The 18,469-nt window shown below is 67.0% G+C and carries 21 protein-coding genes and 1 tRNA gene; 8 read left to right on the top strand and 14 right to left on the bottom strand.

Going from position 1 to position 18,469, the window contains the following annotated elements; all coding sequences use genetic code 11:
• Positions 1 to 28 precede the first annotated feature (28 nt).
• Positions 29 to 1,837, bottom strand: coding sequence for a bifunctional metallophosphatase/5'-nucleotidase (locus AB0C33_RS19300; RefSeq protein ID WP_358289484.1), 1,809 nt, complete (start codon positions 1,835 to 1,837; stop codon positions 29 to 31).
• Between the two features lie 119 nt (positions 1,838 to 1,956).
• On the opposite strand from AB0C33_RS19300, the gene mshD reads away from it, so the two are divergent.
• Entirely contained in the window at positions 1,957 to 2,853 is an 897-nt protein-coding gene (gene mshD / locus AB0C33_RS19305) for a mycothiol synthase (RefSeq protein WP_358290745.1), read from the top strand.
• A 74-nt stretch (positions 2,854 to 2,927) separates the two neighbouring features.
• Here mshD and AB0C33_RS19310 read toward each other — a convergent pair whose 3' ends face one another.
• The 3 genes from AB0C33_RS19310 to dcd all read right to left on the bottom strand — a co-directional run bounded on the left by AB0C33_RS19310 (position 2,928) and on the right by dcd (position 5,367).
• Entirely contained in the window at positions 2,928 to 3,932 is a 1,005-nt protein-coding gene (locus AB0C33_RS19310; RefSeq protein WP_358289487.1) for an inorganic phosphate transporter, read from the bottom strand.
• 5 nt (positions 3,933 to 3,937) lie between these two features.
• Positions 3,938 to 4,555 (bottom strand): DUF47 family protein, encoded by a 618-nt coding sequence (locus tag AB0C33_RS19315; protein WP_106243913.1) that lies wholly within the window; start codon positions 4,553 to 4,555, stop codon positions 3,938 to 3,940.
• Positions 4,556 to 4,791: 236 nt separating this feature from the next.
• Positions 4,792 to 5,367, bottom strand: coding sequence for a dCTP deaminase (dcd, locus tag AB0C33_RS19320; protein WP_358289490.1), 576 nt, complete (start codon positions 5,365 to 5,367; stop codon positions 4,792 to 4,794).
• 99 nt (positions 5,368 to 5,466) lie between these two features.
• Here dcd and AB0C33_RS19325 point away from each other — a divergent pair.
• Positions 5,467 to 5,540 (top strand) — tRNA-Gly (locus tag AB0C33_RS19325).
• 211 nt (positions 5,541 to 5,751) lie between these two features.
• Complete coding sequence (locus AB0C33_RS19330; RefSeq protein WP_358289493.1) at positions 5,752 to 6,021, top strand: hypothetical protein; 270 nt, start codon at positions 5,752 to 5,754, stop codon at positions 6,019 to 6,021.
• Between the two features lie 406 nt (positions 6,022 to 6,427).
• Here AB0C33_RS19330 and AB0C33_RS19335 read toward each other — a convergent pair whose 3' ends face one another.
• Positions 6,428 to 7,054: a DUF6518 family protein gene (locus tag AB0C33_RS19335; protein ID WP_358289496.1), complete on the bottom strand. Its 627-nt coding sequence runs from the start codon at positions 7,052 to 7,054 to the stop codon at positions 6,428 to 6,430.
• Positions 7,055 to 7,375: 321 nt separating this feature from the next.
• Positions 7,376 to 7,579, bottom strand: a complete 204-nt coding sequence (locus AB0C33_RS19340) for a hypothetical protein (protein WP_358289499.1) — start codon at positions 7,577 to 7,579, stop codon at positions 7,376 to 7,378.
• Positions 7,580 to 7,920: 341 nt separating this feature from the next.
• On the opposite strand from AB0C33_RS19340, the gene AB0C33_RS19345 reads away from it, so the two are divergent.
• Entirely contained in the window at positions 7,921 to 8,511 is a 591-nt protein-coding gene (locus tag AB0C33_RS19345) for an RNA polymerase sigma factor (protein ID WP_358289502.1), read from the top strand.
• Positions 8,504 to 9,484 (top strand): CU044_5270 family protein, encoded by a 981-nt coding sequence (locus AB0C33_RS19350; protein WP_358289505.1) that lies wholly within the window; start codon positions 8,504 to 8,506, stop codon positions 9,482 to 9,484. The genes AB0C33_RS19345 and AB0C33_RS19350 overlap by 8 nt, the downstream gene beginning before the upstream one ends.
• Positions 9,485 to 10,215: 731 nt before the next feature.
• Here the strand turns inward: AB0C33_RS19350 and AB0C33_RS19355 are convergent.
• Both AB0C33_RS19355 and AB0C33_RS19360 read right to left on the bottom strand, forming a co-directional pair.
• Positions 10,216 to 11,523 carry an MFS transporter gene (locus AB0C33_RS19355; RefSeq protein ID WP_358289508.1) on the bottom strand — a complete coding sequence of 436 codons (1,308 nt, stop codon included), beginning with the start codon at positions 11,521 to 11,523 and terminating at the stop codon, positions 10,216 to 10,218.
• Between the two features lie 546 nt (positions 11,524 to 12,069).
• The gene (locus AB0C33_RS19360; protein ID WP_358289511.1) at positions 12,070 to 12,249 is read right to left on the bottom strand and encodes a hypothetical protein; all 180 of its coding nucleotides are present in this window, start codon (positions 12,247 to 12,249) and stop codon (positions 12,070 to 12,072) included.
• 537 nt (positions 12,250 to 12,786) lie between these two features.
• Between AB0C33_RS19360 and AB0C33_RS19365 the strand changes: the two genes are divergently transcribed.
• Together AB0C33_RS19365 and AB0C33_RS19370 are read left to right on the top strand one after the other, a co-directional pair.
• Positions 12,787 to 12,942 carry a hypothetical protein gene (locus AB0C33_RS19365; protein WP_358289514.1) on the top strand — a complete coding sequence of 52 codons (156 nt, stop codon included), beginning with the start codon at positions 12,787 to 12,789 and terminating at the stop codon, positions 12,940 to 12,942.
• 107 nt (positions 12,943 to 13,049) lie between these two features.
• Complete coding sequence (locus AB0C33_RS19370) at positions 13,050 to 13,433, top strand: DUF5655 domain-containing protein (protein WP_358289517.1); 384 nt, start codon at positions 13,050 to 13,052, stop codon at positions 13,431 to 13,433.
• Positions 13,434 to 13,878: 445 nt separating this feature from the next.
• On the opposite strand, the gene AB0C33_RS19375 is transcribed toward AB0C33_RS19370, so the two are convergent.
• From AB0C33_RS19375 to pyrH, 3 genes are all read right to left on the bottom strand, one after another.
• On the bottom strand, positions 13,879 to 14,133 hold the full coding sequence (locus tag AB0C33_RS19375; protein ID WP_352323926.1) for a hypothetical protein: 255 nt from the start codon (positions 14,131 to 14,133) through the stop codon (positions 13,879 to 13,881).
• 330 nt (positions 14,134 to 14,463) lie between these two features.
• Positions 14,464 to 15,072 carry an SMI1/KNR4 family protein gene (locus AB0C33_RS19380; RefSeq protein ID WP_358289520.1) on the bottom strand — a complete coding sequence of 203 codons (609 nt, stop codon included), beginning with the start codon at positions 15,070 to 15,072 and terminating at the stop codon, positions 14,464 to 14,466.
• A 15-nt stretch (positions 15,073 to 15,087) separates the two neighbouring features.
• Positions 15,088 to 15,801 (bottom strand): UMP kinase, encoded by a 714-nt coding sequence (gene pyrH, locus AB0C33_RS19385; protein ID WP_358289523.1) that lies wholly within the window; start codon positions 15,799 to 15,801, stop codon positions 15,088 to 15,090.
• A 140-nt stretch (positions 15,802 to 15,941) separates the two neighbouring features.
• Here pyrH and AB0C33_RS19390 point away from each other — a divergent pair, with 140 nt between their 5' ends.
• A complete protein-coding gene (locus AB0C33_RS19390) occupies positions 15,942 to 16,592 on the top strand; it encodes a histidine phosphatase family protein (RefSeq protein ID WP_358289526.1) in 651 nt (216 codons plus the stop codon).
• A gap of 116 nt (positions 16,593 to 16,708) precedes the next feature.
• Here AB0C33_RS19390 and AB0C33_RS19395 read toward each other — a convergent pair whose 3' ends face one another.
• The 3 genes from AB0C33_RS19395 to AB0C33_RS19405 are packed head-to-tail and all read right to left on the bottom strand — an operon-like array spanning position 16,709 to position 18,426.
• Complete coding sequence (locus AB0C33_RS19395; RefSeq protein ID WP_358289529.1) at positions 16,709 to 17,170, bottom strand: NUDIX domain-containing protein; 462 nt, start codon at positions 17,168 to 17,170, stop codon at positions 16,709 to 16,711.
• A 38-nt stretch (positions 17,171 to 17,208) separates the two neighbouring features.
• A complete protein-coding gene (locus AB0C33_RS19400) occupies positions 17,209 to 17,736 on the bottom strand; it encodes a hypothetical protein (RefSeq protein ID WP_358289532.1) in 528 nt (175 codons plus the stop codon).
• 21 nt (positions 17,737 to 17,757) lie between these two features.
• Entirely contained in the window at positions 17,758 to 18,426 is a 669-nt protein-coding gene (locus AB0C33_RS19405) for a FadR/GntR family transcriptional regulator (RefSeq protein ID WP_358289535.1), read from the bottom strand.
• Between the last annotated feature and the right edge of the window lie 43 nt (positions 18,427 to 18,469).

The following is an 18,469-nucleotide window of genomic DNA, read 5'->3' on the forward strand; positions in this document are numbered from 1 at the left end:
CCGCACGGCGGGACCTCCGGCCCGGAGATCACTTGATCATCGTGATGCGGTCGGCCGCCGACGGGCTGATCGGCGAGTGCGCGGTCAGGTACGCCGTGAACGCGTCGAGGTCGACCGGTCCGCTCCACGTGTCCGTGCTCTGCGTGAACACCGAGAAGCCGTCACCGCCGCCCATCAGGAAGTTGTTCGCGGCGATCTTGATCGACTGCGCGTCCGTGACGGGGGCGCCGTTGAGCTTGATGTCCGACACGCGCGACCCCACCGGCTTGGTGGTGTCGAAGGTGTAGGTCAGCGACGACGACACCTGGAGCAGCCGGTGGTTGATCGCGCCCGTCGCCGGGTTGGGCGTCCAGACCTGCTGCTCCAGCAGCGCCTTGAGCTGCGCGCCCGTGTAGGTGCGCACCTGCACGATGTTGCTGAACGGCTGGACGGCGAACGCCTCGCCGTAGGTGACGACGCCGTCGCCCTCGGCCCCCGACTGCGCGTACGTCAGCGAGGTGCGGATGCCGCCCGGGTTCATCAGCGCGATCTCGGCGCCCGCCGGCTTGGCCGCCTCCAGCTGGGAGTCGGCGATGAGGTCGCCGAGCGGCGTCTCCGGCCTGGTGGTCGCGGCCGAGGTGTTGGTGACGACGTTGGTGATGTCACCGGTGATCGAGCCGATCTTGCGGTTGGCCACTTCGGCGCTGCGCGTCCGCCATGTCTGGACCTGCGCCTCGACCTGCGGGTCCGGGGTGACCGTACGGGCGACGACCTTGTTGTCCGCGGTGACCGAGGAGCGGACCACGTCCCGGGTGCGCTTGTCGACCCGCAGGTCGATCTGGGTCAGCACGCGGCCGAACGACGAGCCCTGCGTATAGTAGCGGTCCTGGCCCGCCGGGTCCTTGGTCTTGCAGATGTAGGCCTGGTGCGAGTGGCCGCTGATGACCAGGTCGATCTGCGGGTTCAGCTCCCTGGCGATGCGCGAGCCGGCGTTGGCGGTGTTCGCCGAGCACGCGTCCGGGCTCTGGTTCGGGGTGGTCGAGTCGCCCTCGTGCATCAGGACGACCTGCGCCTTGACGCCCTTGCGCGCCAGGTAGGCCGAGGCCCGGTTCGCCGCGGCGACCTCCTCGGTGAACTGCAGGCCCTTGATGCCCTCGGCGGTGACGATGGTCGGCGTGGTCGCCGTCACCAGGCCGATGAAGCCCACCTGCACGCCGTTGATCTTCTTGACGTAGAACGGCGGCAGGGCGTACTGGCCGGAGCCCTCCTTGAGGACGTTGGCGGCGAGGAAGTCGAAGTCCGTGCCCTTCCACTGGCCGGCGGGCGAACAGCCGTCCACCGGGTGGCAGCCGCCGTTCATGAGGCGCTGCAGCTCGGCGTACCCCTCGTCGAACTCGTGGTTGCCGGCTGCGGTGGCGTTGAGGCCGAGCGAGCCGAGCACCTCCAGGGTGGGCTCGTCGTGGTAGGCGGCCGAGATCAGCGGGGACGCGCCGATCAGGTCGCCCGCCGCCACGAGCAGCGTGTTCTCGGTACGCGCCTGCTTGACGTACGTCGCCAGGTACGACGCGCCGCCGGCGATCGAGTACTTGCCGCCGGGCAGCCCGGTCAGCGAGCCGTCGGCGTCGACGAGGGGGCCGTCCGGGTCGAGGATGCGGCTGGAGGAGCCCGACGGCGGTTCGAGGTTGCCGTGCAAATCGTTGATGCTCAGCAGGCGGACCGGGACGGTCGGCCCGCCGTGGCCGGTTCCGCGACCGGCCGAGCCGCTGGTCGCGGCGACCGCGGGCGCCATGGCCAGGGCGATCCCGGCCGCGGTGGCGGCGCCGGCCGTGCACAGCCGGAGGAGGGTGCGTGACGTCATGAGAGGGACGTTACGACGTCTCCCTATGCAACGAATGTCGCAAAGGTAACGATTGACCGGGGCAGCCCATGGCATTGTTCGCCATTGGTACGCCTAGAGTTCCTTATGTGGGTGCACATGTGAAGATCTGCGAACGGCTCGACGACGACGAGGTCTCCCAGGTTCTCCGCATCGTCGAGGCGGCGACCGAGACGGACGGGGTCCGCCCGCTCAACGAGCACGTGATGCTCCATCTCCGGTACGGCGGCGACCCCCGTGCCCGCTCATTGCTGCTGCACGCCGACGACGGCGCGCCCGCGGGCTACGCGCACGTCGACCCGACCGACGAGGTCGAGGGGCCGAGCGCGGAGCTGGTCATCCATCCCGCCTACCGGCGACAAGGCCACGGGACGCGGCTGCTGCGGGCCGTGCTGGAGCTGACCGGCGGCAGGGTGCGGCTGTGGGCGCACGGCGACCACGCCGGCGCCGGGGCGCTGGCCGCGTCGTTCGGCTTCGACCGGGTGCGCTCGCTGTGGCAGATGCGCCGCTCGCTGTTCGCCCCGCTGCCGCCCTACACGCTTCCGGAAGGTGTGGAGCTGCGCACGTTCGTCCCGGGCCAGGACGAGGAGGCGTGGCTCAAGGTGAACTCCGCCGCCTTCGCCCACCACCCCGAGCAGGGCGCCTGGACGCTCGACGACCTGCACCGGCGCGAGCGCGAGCCCTGGTTCGACCCCGAGGGCTTCTTCCTGGCCGTCCGCGGCGACCGGCTCGCCGGCTTCCACTGGACCAAGATCCATGGCTCGTCCGAGCACGGCCACGAGCCGCTCGGCGAGGTCTACGTCGTGGGCGTCGACCCCTCCCAGCAGGGCACCGGCCTGGGCCGGGCGCTCACCCTGGCCGGACTGACCCACCTGCGCTCGCGCGGCCTCGCCCACGCGATGCTCTACGTGGACGAGGCCAACACGGCCGCGATCAGGCTGTACGAGTCCCTGGGCTTCGCCCGCTGGGACGTGGACGTGATGTACGCCGGCGGATAGCTCCCGGCTGATGGACGCCGACGGACAGCCACCGGCGCCCCACTCCACCGTCAGGCCCGACTCACCATCAGGCCCTACTCCACCATCAGGTGGAGGACGCCGTAGGCCAGCGCCGCCACGAGGGCCGCCGCCGGGATGGTGAGCACCCAGGCGGTCACGATGTTGCCGGCCACGCCCCACCGCACGGCGCTCAGCCGCTTGGTCGCGCCGACGCCCATGATCGCCGTGGTGATGGTGTGGGTGGTGGAGATCGGCGCGCCGAACCCGATCGCGGCTCCGTACAGGACGGTGGCCGCGGCCGACTCGGCGGCGAACCCCTGGGGCGGGTCGAGCGCGATGATCCGCCGGCCGAGCGTGCGCATGATGCGCCACCCGCCGGCGTACGTGCCGAGCGAGATCGCACCGGCGGCGCTCAGGATGACCCACTGCGGGATCCCCTCGCCGGGGCTGGCGTACCCGCCGACCGTGAGCGCCAGGAAGATGACGCCCATCGTCTTCTGCGCGTCCTGCAGGCCGTGCCCGAGCGCCATGGCGGCGGCCGAGACGGTCTGCGCGTAGCGGAAGCCGCGGTTGGTCCTGCCCGGCTGGCTGTTGCGGAAGATCCAGTAAATTGCGATCATGATCAGCGCGGCGAGGCTGAACCCGATCAGCGGCGACAGGATCATCGGGATGACGACCTTCTCGACGACGCCGTCCCAGTGCACCACGCTGGCCGAGGCCAGCGCGGAGCCCACCAGGCCGCCGATGAGCGCGTGACTGGAGGAGGAGGGCAGCCCGAAGTACCAGGTGATCAGGTTCCAGACGATCGCGCCGATGAGCGCCGCGGCCACGACGACCAGGCCGTGCGGACCGTTGGGAGCGTCGATGATCCCTTTTCCGACGGTCTGGGCCACCTGAGTGCCCAGGTGGGCGCCGATGAAGTTCATCGCCGCGGCCATGAACAGCGCGGCCCTGGGGGTGAGCGCCCGGGTCGAGACGGAGGTCGCGATGGCGTTCGCCGCGTCGTGGAACCCGTTGGTGTAGTCGAAGGCCAGGGAGATGACGACCACGCCGATGACGAGGGCGAGCGTGAGGTCCACTGGGCCTAGCTTTCCTTGACCGCGATCGACTCGACGGTGTTGGCCACGTGCTCGAAGGCGTCGGCGGCCTCCTCCAGGGCGTCGACGACCTCCTTCATCTTCATGACGGTGAGCGCGTCGTACTCGCCGCTGAACAGCTTGGCCAGCAGCCTGCGGTAGACCTGGTCACCCTGGTTCTCCAGGCGGTTGACCTCGATCCAGTACTCGTTGAGGTTCTTCATGGAACGCAGCCGGGGCATCGCCTCGGCGGTCAGCTCGGCGGCGCGTTCCAGGACCTCGACCTGCCGGACCACGTCTTTGGGGAGATGGTCGATCTGGTAGAGGACGATGAGGTCGGAGGCGGCCTCCATCGCGTCCATCACGTCGTCGAGGTTGGAGGCGAGGCGGTAGATGTCCTCACGGTCGAACGGAGTGATGAAGCTCTCGTTGAGCCGGTTCATGATCGCATGGGTGCGTTCGTCACCGGCGTGCTCGCAGGCGCGCATCTTCTCGGCCAGGGCTTCCCTGTCCGATCCGTCACTGATGATCTCGACCAGCAGACGGGATGCCGTGACCAGGTTGTTCGCGGAGTCGGCGAACAGGTCGTAGTAGCTGTCCTCACGTGGCGTGAGACGCAGGCGCACGTCGTTCTCCAGATGTGCGGGGATGGTCCGTGGAAGAGGGTACGGGTTACCAGGCGAAATGCGAACTTCATGTCCCCTTCGCCTTCTGGCTACCCTGCGTATGTTGTGCGACACCGGCGTCCGGAGTAGTTTGGCCGCTTTTTGCAGGGAAATCCGGCCGGTGACGTGGCCTGTTGTGGGGTGTGCGGAGGGCTCATCCTTCCGCGACGTTCGCTAAATGTTCACCTGTTGTTCACTCAAATCTTCGTCCGGTGGAAGTTCCTGAACGACCGGGACGGAGTCGGGCCCCGCTGCCCCTGATACCGGGACTCGTACTTGGCCGATCCGTACGGGTGCTCGGCGGGCGAGCTGAGCCGGAACACGCACAACTGCCCGATCTTCATCCCCGGCCACAGCTTGATGGGCAAGGTCGCCACGTTGGACAGCTCAAGCGTGACGTGCCCACTGAAACCGGGATCGATGAACCCGGCGGTGGAGTGCGTCAGCAGGCCCAGCCGTCCGAGCGAGCTCTTCCCCTCCAGCCGCGAGGCCAGGTCGTCGGGAAGCGTGATCACCTCATAGGTGGAGGCCAACACGAACTCCCCCGGATGCAGGATGAACGGCTCGTCACCGGCCGGCTCGACCATCCGCGTGAGATCCGGCTGCTCCACGGAGGGGTCGATATGGGGGTACTTGTGGTTCTCGAAGACACGGAAGTAGCGGTCGAGCCGTACGTCGATGCTGGACGGCTGGATCATGTCCTGGTGGAAGGGGTCTAGGGCGAGCCGGCCGGAGTCGATCTCAGCAAGGATGTCACGGTCAGATAGCAACACGGTGAGCCAACTTACCGTCCCGGCCGGAAAAGGTGGGGCGTTGGGTTTGCTGTTGGGGGGCAAGTTTCCGCTACAGTGGGGACGCGTACTTCGGTTCGTGCGGGTGTAGTTCAATGGCAGAACATCAGCTTCCCAAGCTGACAGCGCGGGTTCGATTCCCGTCACCCGCTCCAACTACTCGGCCTTGCGCCCTTGTTGGGCGCTTCGCGCCTTGCTTGGGCTACAGACGGCCTTCCCAAGGGGCTTCGCCCCCAACCCGCGCTCGCTCCGCTCGCCTTCGCGCCACATCTTGTCCGACTGCCGCGCTCCACCTTGACCTCACGGCCCTGGCCCGCCTCCCCCTTTGGGCTGGTCGACGGCAGACGGGATGATCAGTCAGGGGAGATGCGCGCGGTGCGCCTCAACATGCACAATGCGCTCGTGGAAATCGTTCGTGCGACCGCCGAAGTGATCACCGTGAATCTGGGGCCTGACGACGCCCTCGCGATCAACAATGCCCTCAACGAGGTCTGTAACGGCGTCCACCTTGACGATTGGGATTTCCAGACCCGCATGGGCGTTGAACGCGATCAGGCTCGGTCTGTGCTGCGCGCCATCAGCGACTCCATCGACGCGATGCGAGAACAGCGCTTGGCGGAGGGGAAGCAGTGGTAGAACGGCAGGTCGGAGCCTGACGACCGGGCCATCAAGAGGCGTGATGAGGGTCAACCACGGTCACTCAGGACCAGCCCGCTGCCCAGCTCAGCGCCCCGACAGACCGTGATCGGTGCAATTCACAAGCTGACAGCGGGTTCGATTCCCGTCACTCGCTCCACATGCCCACGGTCACGGAGTGAATCCCGACCGGACCTTACGCCGAGGGCGTGCTGGGGACCATCAGGGATCGCGCGCAGGATGCGGGGATAATAGATGTTGTGGTTCCAACGTCTGCGATTCTCCACGGTCATGTGTCGATCCTGCCGGACAGCCGTTGATGGATCCCTCTAAGAACCCCTAGCCAAGTGAAGCGCGTGATCGATCGGGAGACCGACCCCACTGTGCCTGCGGTCTGCGATCCACCTCATGTCGTCACGTACTGAAGTGGGAATCCGACGACCAAGTACGCCAGTGGCGCGAGGGCCAGGGCCGTCAGCAGGGTCGGCATCCGCTCTCTTTGCCGACGTGCCATCACCAGCGGTACAAGGACCAGGACGGCCAGACAGGCCCATGCCTGCGGAGCGTAATGCAGGACGAAGGCATAGAGGATGCCTTCCATCCCGAAGACACCTCCCAGCGCCGCGAGCCCTATGACACGGTTGCGGATGGTGCGTCCGTTCCACCACCACAGCCCAGCCACACCGAACAACGGGCCGCTGATGACCGCCATCACAAGCCACACCAGCGGATAGGTGAGGCTGCCCATGCCGTCACGGCCGAACTCCGCGTACCCGTAATACCCAACGACCAGGCCGATCGAGGCACACAGGCCGGCGACGGCGGCTGACCGCGCTGACGCCCAGCCGGCAAGCAGGGCGCCGACGACGAACGCTGGGACACACCAGACAGCACCGGAGTTGGCGACCTGGTTCCAGGCGCCTGGAAGCCAGCCCTGGGCAAGATTGGTGACAACACCGAATCCCAGGCCTGCCAGCAGTGCGGATGTGCACCAGACGCTGAGCTTTACGATCGGCCCGAAGCGGCTGCTCATCAGGAAGATCCCCCTTTTCTTCCCTCGCTGGACATCGGCGGGTCGCAACTCTATATGCAAGCCATACATGCTGGGTCTGGTTGGTGATCACGTCGTCACCGCAAGATTCCTCACTGACAAACCAGCACGATGATGTACATCATTCTGTTCGGCACTCAAAGGCAACCACCCCTTAGTGACGCTGTTGATGGCGCCATGGGGGAAGCGGTCGCGATCACTGCATGCCAGAACGGACGATGATCAAGGGTGAGTCGCAGGGACTCCCGGCCACTCGACCAGCCTTGACCTGCCTCCCCATTTCCCCAGCTCGGGACGGCAAGATCAGTAGCCCATTCCCAAGCTGACAGCTCGGTTCGATCCGAGGGTGTTCCCGGTGCGACGAGGGTCATGGAAGTGGAAGCCGCTGAGCTTGGCATTCTTCAAGGCCGCCGCCCAGACACGGGTGAAGTTCGCACGCCGGAGCTTGGCTCCCTTGGGGCCGACGAAGACGTGCCCGTCGTCGGACTGCTCGGCGTAGGTCTCCATGTGTGCGCGAGGGTCTGCACCGCAGGTCAGAGATTGTTGGACAGCAGGACGAGTGACGCCCCGTAAACCGTCGGCACTCCGATTTTGGGAGCCATCTTGGGAGCCAACAGGCCGTACGGCTCCGGACCGAGTTGGATATCTGGACAGGCGACTCGGTCACGACCTGCGCGGCGAACTGGCTTGAACGGCCCTGGCCATCGTTTGGGAACCTTCCGATCAGATGTCGCGGGTCGCATCGCGATCTGATCGCTGCGTGACGCAGATCACGTCCCCTGACACGAACTCGTGCCGCCCTCTCGGGCGAAAGCTGGTGAACCACCGCTCAGGGATTGGAGCACCATGTGACCGATGACGAATCCGGTAGGGCTGTCGACGCCGAGCTGATACGGCGGTCGGAGCACGACCCGGAGTCCTTCGCCGACCTGTTCGACAGGCACGCGCCCGCGTTACGGCGTTACGTTGCCCGGCGGCTGGGCCCCTCTCTTGCCGACGACATCGTCTCCGACGCCTTTCTGACCGCTTTTCGGCGCCGTGGCCGCTATGACATGAGCCATCCTGACGCACGGCCTTGGCTGTACGGCATCACCGCTCGGCTCATCAGCCGACACAGACGTGTGGAGGTTCGGTTCTACCGGGCGCTGGTCCGCAGCGGCATCGACGAGATCGTCGAGCCCTACGCCGAGCGTGTCGATGACCGGATCGCCGCACAGCAGGCCGGTCTGGCGGCGGCGCTGGCAAAGCTGTCACCCGGAGATCGGGAGGTGCTGTTACTCGTGGCCTGGGCCGACATGTCATATCAGGACGTGGCCCGTGCACTGGATATCCCGATCGGCACTGTCAGATCCCGCCTGAACCGAGCCAGGACGAGGACACGCCAGGCGCTCGGCGGATCCGACCCCGCGATGACCCGAGAGGAGTCTTTCGATGGATGACCTGCGATCGTTGCACGAGTGGCGTGCCAAGGTCCCCGAGCCCGGCCATGAGTGGATCATCTCGGAGCGCCGGCGGCTGCTGGAGCGGATACGGGGGCGCAGGCGATCAGTGGGGCGCCGGCTGCTTGCGATCGGGGCTCTGGGGGCCGCCGCCGCGGTCGCCGTGGCCACCCTATGGCCGCCACCGCCTGCTCAGGGGCCGGCGGCTACACCCTCAGTCGTTCGGCTCGACTCCAGCGTGGTGCTGGTCCGCGCCGCCGATGTGGCGAGCAGGCGCAGGAGCGTCCAGGTGCCGCTGCCGACGCAGTGGCACTACACCAAGACTCTGGACAAGCAGCCGAACTCAGAGACGACCAAGACCCAGGAACAATGGCTGCGCTATGACGGCAGGCAGGCCGCCTCCTTCGGCGAGGACGGCCAGCTCACCGTCGGCAAGGAACACAACCCGCTGGATCCCGGCGATGACGACCTGTCGCCGCAGCAGTACGACGCCAAGCTACGCAAGCTGCCCACTGACCCGAGGAAGCTGCTGGCCAAGATCACAGGTGATCGTCACTGGATCGAGGGAGCCCGCGAGGAGGGGGTGCCCAAGAGCGTCGAACCCGCCGACGCCCGCGCCTATCGCGTGATCATGCTCTACCTGAGCAGGTACGGCACGATGCCACCGCGGCTGGAGGCGGCCATGTTCCGCGCTCTGGCGCTCATTCCCGGCGTCCGGATCGAGCAGGGCGTGAGCGACGCCGCCAGTCGCAGTGGGCTGGGCGTCTGGCTGGAGCGCCCCGGCGATGCGCGGCCCTTCCGCCAATACGAGATCCTGGATCCGGCCACCTACCGCTACCTGGGAACTCGGACGGTCTGGCTGCGCGATGCGTTCATGCCCGGCAGCAGCGAGCCCGCCACCCGCAAGGGAGCGGTGTGGAGCACGGCCTTGCTGACGTCGGTGATCGTGGAACGTCCCGGTCAGCGGGGCTGAACGCTCACCCGTGGGTGGGAAGCACGCAGGTATGAGGCGGACTTGGGACCTGTTCGTCGTGCGCGGCCGCATGAGCCTGGACGGTGGACGGCATGCACAGGGGCGCCGGGCTTGGCGTAATAGCGCCGTGACCAGCGTCGTCGCGGGCTCCCAGGCTGATGATCAAGGCTACTGGCGTACAGGATTTCGGGCCTGAGCATGCGGATCGGAAGCGGCTTGGTCCGATCGCATGTGTGTTCCACCGCAGGCCACGAAGCATCGCACAGCCAGAGTCCCGCTCCGTCTTCATCCGCTTGTTACGGGAGCCACGTTGAGAGCCACCGGAGTGGACGATCATGAATGGCCTTGGATATCGTTCGAGGACCTACGGATCAGAAGGTGCATGCCCGTACGGTCGGCGATCACCGGGCAGTCACGGGGACTCACGGGGATTGGACCGGCATCCGCCCAGGTCAGCGTTCTCACAACTCAGGGAGCATGACCAGCCTCTTGCCCTGCTCGGCGCCTCATCAAGCCGTGATCGATGCAGTTCCCATGCTGACAGCGCGCGTTCGATTCCCGTCATCCGCCCCCCATGAGAAGCCCAGGTAGACCGATCGAGTCGGCACCTGGGCTTTGATCTTTCTCAGGGTTCTGGGCCACGACATCGCGATCCGGTAGGGCAGGTGCTCCCGACGGGGATCGTCCTCGGACAGGGAATGACGAGACCGGCATTCGAGCGTCTTCAGCGCCTATTCAGGCACCTGCCCGGCATGTGCGCCCGGCCCTACGGCGTCGTGTCCGGCTGGGGTGACTTCCCCGGTGAAGCCGCGCAACTCTCGGCTGAGCGCGGCTATGACCGCGGTCATGCCGATCAGACCGCCCAGGATGACGAGCGCCGCCGCGCCGCCCAGTGCCGCAGCCAATGCTCCGCCGAGGACCGGGCCGAAGGGTTTGAGCGCCATGCTGCCCATGCTCAGGATCGCGCCCATCCGGCCGAGCATCTCTTCGGGCACCATCCGTGCGATCACCACGTTCAACACCACGTTCAGCGAGGGTGTGGACAGGGTGATGAACACCAAGGGAACCATTGGCCACCACGCTCCCCATGGCAGCGCCGTGGCCGCCAGTGCGGCGCCGAAGACCGTCAGGACGACCAACAGCAGTTTGCCGGGCGGGAGGAGCTTTCCGATGCGTCCCGACAGCAGCGCACCGGCCAGTCCGCCGACGCCAAGGCCGGCCAGGACTGTGCCGGTGGTGAGCGCACTGCCGCCGCGTTCGCCGACAAGCACGATCAGCGGGATCAGGAATGCCCCGCCCAGCAGGTTGAGGACCATCACCGCGGCAGTGACCTCCCTCAGGCCCCGCCGGCGCCACAGCCAAGTCATGGCCTCAACCGCCTCCCGGCGCATGCCACCCCGGATCGGGGGCTGCTCCTCGCCGTCCTCTCGTGTGGAGGTCCGCGACTCGTTCGCCGGGCGGCGCGGCACCTTCGCCAGAGCGTAGAAGATCGTGGCGGCAAGGAAGGTGATGGCGTCGACGACGAAGGGCACCGCACGCCCCAGGCCGTAGAGCAGGCCACCAAGCGGAGGGCCGGCCAGCCCGGCGGCATGGGTGCGGGACTCCTCTTGAGCGTAGGCGCTGTGCAGTTGGCTCGTGGGGACGATCCCGCGAACGGCCGTGCCCAGGACCGGCTCGATGAACGCGGCGCACAGCGCGTCGAGTACCGCCAGCGTGACGAAATGCCATATCTGCACCTGGTCGGTGAGGACCAGTGCCGCCAGCAGCGCTGAGACGACAGCCTGGAGACCCTGGGCGGATATCAGCGTACGGCGGCGGTCCCACCGATCCACCCAGACGCCGGCGGGTATCTGAACCAGAAGGAAGGCTACGGTGCGGGCTCCGGCAACGACGCCCGCCAATCCCGGGGAACCGGTGAGCGCGAGCACCAGCAGCGGCATGGCCAGTCTGGTGAGCTCCGACCCCAGTTCAGACACCGCGCTGCCGATCCACAGCAATTGGAAACGCACGTTCCTGCGCAACGGGACGATGTCGGTCACGGGTCATCTTCCTTGGGTCGGGGCGGTGCGACTCCGGGCCTGCGGCGCCGTTTCCGGATGAGGCAGGGCTGCCGCTGCGGTTCAGTCTTCGAACAGGCGCGCCCCGAGGCGAGACCCGGAGAAGATACTCATCAGGCATGACGCTGTCTACTGAATATCGCGGGCGGGCCATGCGCTCTTGCGCGCCCGCAGCGGAGCTCGTGAAAAGAGTTCGGCGGTCAGTCAGATCAGCGACGTGCCGCGTTGCCTCGCAGAACTTGATGGGAGCCCCCAGGGCGATCGACCTGGCCCGCTTCCCCCTCGGGCGGGTCGACGGCAGACGGGTTACCCAGGCGGGCGGGGTGCGACTTAGGCCGCAACGGTCAAATGAACATGCTTGACTTGAGTACCTATAGAAGGTCGCAAATGCATCCCCGATGGCCAGTCGGCAACGCGGCTTGGGCGGCAGCTGCCCTTACATGCCACTTGAAGGATCTGTACTTCGAGGACTGGCCGACGTCGCATGTTACAAGTCAGTTGACGCGCCGCGTGGTGTCGTGGGGCTTATCACGAGGCTGGGACGCCGAGTTGGAAGTGCCCGCCGCCGCCACGCACCCCGACAATCCCGAGCGGCAAGGCTTCCTTGACGTAGTTCTTCGGCGCCCGTTGGGCGGGGACATCGTGATCGAGATCGACCGGGCGAACAAGCAGTGGTCCCTCGTCAAGCTTCGGGCGGAGGTCGAGCATGGAGCCATTGCCGTTTGGCTGCGCTGGCACCGGCCCGAGACGGCTGTGGTGTCAGATGGGATCGGATTAGTCTCAGTCAAGACTGAGACACGTCGTAGAGACGGGGTCAGGCTCTTCAGCAGAGGCTACGTGTCATCCAGCACCGTACGGATACCTGGTCACGAGGTGATGGCGGCGCTCCGAGGGACGTGCCCAGTCCCAACGGCCAAGGGACGCCCCTGCCGAGGAGCCCCCGACATCAGGGGGTTCTGTCCCACGCACGATGGAACGGTGGCTTGCGGCGAGCCAACTGAGGACGGCCAACTGTGCCTCACGGCAACCAATGACGGAGGGCCTTGCAGCCGTCACCGCCGAGTTCGGGCGGAGCAGTAGCCGTGCCCAATGCGTGCCCGTTGGCAGAGCGGTCGTCACTGGTCAGGTCCCGTCTCCTCCGACAGGCCCCATAGGCAGCCACAGCGACACCGAACTCACTCGGCTCACCATCACGCACGAGCACTGATCCCCCATCTCTTCCTTGACCAACGAGAAGCCGACCTCGTGCAGACGGTGGTCGGCGCCCTCTTGCAGGTGCTCGATCACCTCGGCCCTACCCCTCCGGACAGCGCCTGCCTCGACCATCCTGAGTGGGTCAACATCCTGAACTCGGCCGGCGCCGCCTACCTGGCCTTGTCCTCCGACAAGCACGGCCCGTGACGAGACTTCGCGCAACGCGCCCTTGCACGTAGGAGCGTCAGGCAGGGGGAGTCCGTACGGGTTCGCAGCCCGAAAACCGTCGCCCCCGCCTGCTACTTTCTCGGTCCATGAACCATGAGACCTGGACGATCGACGATCACCTTGACGGCAAGCCCGACACATCGGTGGCCCTGTACCGCGAATTCGTCAGGTTGGTTGAGGCGTGCGGCCCCTTCACGTACGCGGTGTCCAAGAGCATGATCACCGTCAAGGGAACACGTCGTGGTTTCGCCGGAGCAAAGCCGGACGCGCGAGGGCTCCGAGGCTATTTCGACATCCAGCGCACGATCAGCGACGACGCACGCATCACCAGCCTGGCTCCGTACACGAAGCGGCTGTACGTTCATTCCTTCCGAATCTCTGATCTCGCTGAGCTTGATGAGGAATTCGCCGGCTGGCTCCGCGAGGCGTACGGAGTGGGTCAGGGCGAACATCTGGGCGCTTCACGATAAGGCCGGCCCCGACACGAGCTGTGAGGTCCCTGGTCGTCAGCTGATCGTCATGCGATCAGACAGTTTCGGCTTTCGAGGCGGCGCCGGTCTGCGAAGGCGTCGACCTCCGCCAGCCAGGCATTCCGGCTGAGTTCCAGCATGTCCAGCGCTCGGATCAGAGCCGACTCATCACGTCGGAGGTTTCCTGCCGTGGCAAGGTACGAGTAGGTCGCATTGAAGCCGATCGGGTGGTAGCAGCCGACTGCGCACCTCAGCGCGCACAAGCGTCTCCTGTGAGGAAGGTCGCGGACGCGTCTGGCGTATGTCCCGAAACCCACAGCACCACCCCTCGTCCGAGCCGTCATCAATGCAGTTGCCAAGCTGCCGGTGCGGGCGGGATTCCCGTCGCCCGCTCCAACGCTTCGCCTCTGTGGCGTTTCAGTCGTCGCCGAAAAAGCGTCTGGTCTTATTCGTCGTCCTCGTCACCCGTGTAGGCCTCGTACAGCTTGCGGCGGAGGAGGTCGGTTCGGACGGTCAGGGCGCCGAGGAGTTCCTCGTCGCTCAGCCCGTCCGTGGTTCGGAAGGCCCATGAGGAATGGCCTTCCTCGTCGAGGCACTTCACGAGGACTATCGCGCCCAGAGCGGTCCATCCTTCGGGAAGCGGGTAGACGTCGAGGCCGTTCAGGGCCTGGCCGACGGGTACTTCCCTTTCCTCTGTCACGAAGCCTCCTGATGGCTGGTGGCGGCACGAACCGGGATGTGCTGCTCAAGCGCGTCGCAGCAAGCAGCGAAGCCGCCGTGCCGGGGGCACTCGACCTCGCCGGCTCGCGGGCAGTAGTAGATGTCCGGACAGCCGCAGTCGGAGCACGGGCAGGGGGTCAGGCAGGGCGGCCACGTTCCAGATGATGTGCCGCCGGTTCCCCGCTGCGCAACCGCTTTAGTCTCCGAGCCAAAAGGCGGAGGGCGGCGGGGCTCAGCGGGCGTCTACGGAGAACGAGTCTCCAGCCCAGAGCCCTCTCGCTGTTGCATCCCGGGTTTCAGGAAGGGCGCCTCAGTCGGCCAGCCGCTGCTCAGCCGACTCCCATGGCCGCATTTCGCCGTCTTCGTCGGCGTCTTCTTCGTACCAGCCCGTTTCCGAGAGCCAGGTCTCCAGCCAATCGGTCAGGCTCTCCGAGTCGACATACCAGGCGTGGTGCCAGTCGTCGCCGATCCCGTTCGGTTCGAAGAGCAGTACGGCGGCCTCGGGGCTGCGGCAGTCCACGGCGGCGTACATGCCGCACCCCCAGTCCAGGATGGGCAGCACGTCCGCCGGCCAGTGCGCGTCCGTGCCGGGCCCTGAGGTCTCCCGGACCTCGCGGTATTCGCGCACGACGGTACGTCCTTCTCCCGCGAGCGGGAGGAGCTGGTAATCGGGGCCGAAGCCGCCGTTGGCCACCTCGCGGTAGAGGCGGGCGAGCACCGGAGGGAGTCGAAATCCCAAGATGCGTTCGGCCTGGGCCACCTCCTCCGCCGTCGCGGGAGGAGGCAGGTGCTCCGTGGTCGTGCTCGCCTTCGCCGACACACGCCGAAGGAGATCATCGTTGTCCGTCACGACGGTGATCCTGCCAGCTGCCCACGACAGGCACTTTCCTGCGATCTCAGCCGCCACCTGCTCGTTCATGCCCGCCCGAGATGGCTATCTGGAGGAATCCGGATCCCGGGTGATCCTCGTTCCCACGTCTTCCCCTTGGCAGATCGCCTTCATCACGCCCGTCGCCGCCACGTCGAACACGTGCATGAGCAGCCCTTGCTCATTGGCGAGCACGAAAGCGCTCTCGTCCATCACCCTCACCCCGGCCGCCAGGGCTTCTCGATAGGTGAGGTTGGTGTAGCGCTTGGCGTCCGGGTTCACGTTCGGGTCGCTGTCGTAGACCCCGTCGACGCCGCGCTTGGCGACCAGCAGCGCGTCGGCTTCGAGCTCCAGAGCCCGCTGGACAGCCGGATAGTCCGTCGTGACGTACGGCTGGCCGATGCCACCGGCGAGCAGGACGATCAGCCCGCGGCGAAGGTGCCGGTCGGCGCGCAGCCGGATGAAGGGCTCGGCGACACTCTGCATCGGCACAGCCGTCATCACCCGCACATCGGTCTGCGAACGCGCGGTGAGCACACCACGCAACATCAGCGCGTTCATCACCGTGCCGAGCATGCCGATGTTGTCGGCTTCGGCGCGGCCTATCCCCCAGCCGTCGGCCATCCGGCCGCGGAAGTAGTTGCCGCCGCCGATGACCACCGCGACCTCGACGCCCAACGTGCTGACGGAGAGGATCTCATCCGCCAGCTGAGCGAGGCTGGCCGGATCGGTTCCCCAACCGGCGTCGCCCGCAAGTGCCTCGCCGCTCAGCTTCACCACGACCCGTGAGTAACGACTCATCCCGTTCCCTTCACGGCCGCGCCCTCGGCGACCTGATCAAGGATACGAGGCGCACCCTCGCCAGAAGCATCCCGGCTGCAGGCGCCTCGACGGCCGCCCCATTTGGCATGATCCACAGCATGCGAACCCGGATGCTCTTCGTACGCCACGGGGACTCCCTGCACAAGCAGGACGGCGTGATAGGCGGCCCGAAGGGATGCCGCGGCCTCACCGACACCGGACATCAGCAAGCAGCACGACTCGGGCGGCAGATCGCCGCGGAAACAGGCGACGACACGACGACGATCTACTCCTCGCCCCTGCCACGCGCCGTGCAGACGGCCGCCGCGATCGCGACGGCCGCCGGCCTGCCCTCGTCACAGGACTGCGGGCTCTGCACGTGGCACACACCGCCAGAGGCGGACGGGCTCACCCACGCGGAGTTCCGGCGCCTCGACATCGAAGGCGGCGGCATCTACCGTCCGTGGCAACAGGGCAACGAGACCTGGGCCGAGATGGTGACCCGCACCAGCCGCACCATCACCGACCTCGCCCACCGCCACCGCGGCGAAACCGTCGTCGTGGTCGGCCACGCCGAGACGGTCGAGATCTCCTTCAACGCCCTCGGGCTGCTGCCGGTCTACCGGTCCTTCGACCTCAAGGTGTCCCCGGCCTCGGTGACGGAATGGGTCACCGACGAGGAGCCGACACAGTGGCCGCCACCCAGGTGGACGCTCGTGCGCTTCAACGACACCCCAGCCCCTGGGGGAGGCGCTGCGGCTCCGGGATGAACCGCTCCTGGTCGGGAGGGACGTTCACCGCGAGGGCCATCTCGACGTTGGCAGGGGTGATGGGCGCCAATCGCAGAAGCTTGTTCATGGGAGCACCCCTGGGTTCCAGGCGCGGGTCAGCTGTGGAGCAGGTGGGTGAGTGGCTCGTGCACGTCGGCGGGGTAGAGGTCGAGCTGCCCGAACTCGGCGGCGCTCGCCCAGACGAGCTCGAAGGTGTTGTCCGGCCCGTGGTCAACGGCTTCGTCACCGGAGAGCGACGGGACGCCGATCACGTCCCGCATGAGGAAGTAGGAGGCGGGCCGGCCGCCGTGCGAGCCGGTGAAGAGCAACCGGTCGATCGTCGCGGTGAGAGTCGTCTCCTCGTGGAGCTCGCGGACCGCGGCGCTCTCCGGCGACTCGCCATCCTCCACGTGACCTCCCGGGAGAAGCGCGTAGTGGTGCCCGGGACACGGCTGCCCCTGCCGGCCCTTGGCGGTGCAGATGCCGCAGGCGACGCCGGGGCCGCGCCGGAAGTACCGCTTGATGACCAGGACCCGGGCGCCGTCGACGACCACGGCGACCGCTCGGGGGATCGGCATGAGACGGATCATACGATCCGGCGTCGCACGGGCCGCGATCACTGCGGTTTCCAGCCCTCGGGGTCCAGCAGGTACGGGAGGAATTGACTGGTGGTCTTCAGCACGGCGGGATCTTGCCGTGGTGCAGGCCATATCTGCAGGTAGTAGCCGTCTTCCTCCCAGTTCTCGTCGTCCCCTTGGGTGTGGTAGCGCAGGCGGTAGGCGCCAGGACCGGCGGGCAGCGGAAGGCGGTGCGCCTTGTCCTCGCGCCAGTCGGTGGCCCATCCCACCACGACCAGCTCGCTCGCCACGGTTTCGAAGCTGATCTCCACGACGTCCTCGTAGCCGTCAAGGCGCGCGCCCGGATCCCGGTCGGCGACGGCCACCGTGAAGGGCACCTCTCCGGCCTGAGCGGCGATATGCAGGCAGACCACCCCTGCCGCCTCCACCTGGACGAGCCCGATGGAGTCCTCCGGCACACCGGGCGCATCGTAGCCCTCCTCGTCCAGGAGGTAGATCACGCCGCAGTCCGCCACGTACACGTCCAGCTGCTCGGTGTGCACGACAGGGGGCCCGGTTCCGCTCATGGACGGGAAGCATAGAGGGCGTCAGAGGTCGCGTTCCTGGTCGTTGAGGATGGTGAGCGCGATCGTGGCCGCGCCGGCCGCGTCGCCGGACTCGATCGCCTCGTACAGGTCCTCGTGGGTGGAGTCGGAGCCGAGCACGGCGCGTTCCATGCAGTGGTCGCGGCGGACGGTCTCGCGCACCGCCTCGCTCATGCCGCGGTACAGGTCCAGCAGCACGGGGTTGTGCGAGGCCGCGGCGATGGACAGGTGGAACTCCACGTCGGCGTCGGCGAACGCGTCGAGGTCGGCGGCCTGGTGGGCGGCGGTACGCCGGGCCAGGGCCTTCCTCAGGTCGTCGAGGTCGGCCGGCTTGCGGCGTTCGGCGGCCAGGCGGGCCGCCACGAGGTCCAGGCCGCGTCGTACGTCGATGATGTCGATGGTGGCCGCGCGGTCGAGGCGGCGCTTGAACGCCACCTCGCTTTCGTCGGTCGCGGTGACGTACGTGCCGTCGCCCTGACGCGTTGTGAGCAGCCCGGCGTGGACGAGCACGCGTACGGCCTCGCGTACCGACAGCCTGCTCACGCCCAGCGCCTCGGCCAGCCGGCTCTCCGTAGGGATCTTGGCCCCGACCGGCCAGACGCCGCTGGTGATCTCCTGGCGGAGCTCCCGGATGGCGGAGTCGACGAGGGAGGTCCGGCCCACGTGCCGCATTTGTCCTCTTCTCTAATCATCTGATGTCTGATAATTCTATGCC

Source organism: Nonomuraea sp. NPDC048881, assembly GCF_040649795.1.
In the GTDB taxonomy this organism is placed as follows: Bacteria; Actinomycetota; Actinomycetes; order Streptosporangiales; family Streptosporangiaceae; genus Nonomuraea.

Excerpts from the sequence above, each read along its gene's own strand:
- AB0C33_RS19300 (WP_358289484.1), bottom strand. The coding sequence starts at position 1,837 with ATGACGTCACGCACCCTCCTCCGGCTGTGCACGGCCGGCGCCGCCACC.
- AB0C33_RS19330 (WP_358289493.1), top strand. The coding sequence starts at position 5,752 with ATGCGCGCGGTGCGCCTCAACATGCACAATGCGCTCGTGGAAATCGTT.
- AB0C33_RS19335 (WP_358289496.1), bottom strand. The coding sequence starts at position 7,054 with ATGAGCAGCCGCTTCGGGCCGATCGTAAAGCTCAGCGTCTGGTGCACA.
- AB0C33_RS19340 (WP_358289499.1), bottom strand. The coding sequence starts at position 7,579 with ATGGAGACCTACGCCGAGCAGTCCGACGACGGGCACGTCTTCGTCGGC.
- AB0C33_RS19350 (WP_358289505.1), top strand. The coding sequence starts at position 8,504 with ATGGATGACCTGCGATCGTTGCACGAGTGGCGTGCCAAGGTCCCCGAG.
- AB0C33_RS19360 (WP_358289511.1), bottom strand. The coding sequence starts at position 12,249 with ATGCTCGACCTCCGCCCGAAGCTTGACGAGGGACCACTGCTTGTTCGC.
- AB0C33_RS19370 (WP_358289517.1), top strand. The coding sequence starts at position 13,050 with ATGAACCATGAGACCTGGACGATCGACGATCACCTTGACGGCAAGCCC.
- AB0C33_RS19380 (WP_358289520.1), bottom strand. The coding sequence starts at position 15,072 with ATGAACGAGCAGGTGGCGGCTGAGATCGCAGGAAAGTGCCTGTCGTGG.
- AB0C33_RS19390 (WP_358289526.1), top strand. The coding sequence starts at position 15,942 with ATGCGAACCCGGATGCTCTTCGTACGCCACGGGGACTCCCTGCACAAG.
- AB0C33_RS19395 (WP_358289529.1), bottom strand. The coding sequence starts at position 17,170 with ATGCCGATCCCCCGAGCGGTCGCCGTGGTCGTCGACGGCGCCCGGGTC.
- AB0C33_RS19400 (WP_358289532.1), bottom strand. The coding sequence starts at position 17,736 with ATGAGCGGAACCGGGCCCCCTGTCGTGCACACCGAGCAGCTGGACGTG.
- AB0C33_RS19405 (WP_358289535.1), bottom strand. The coding sequence starts at position 18,426 with ATGCGGCACGTGGGCCGGACCTCCCTCGTCGACTCCGCCATCCGGGAG.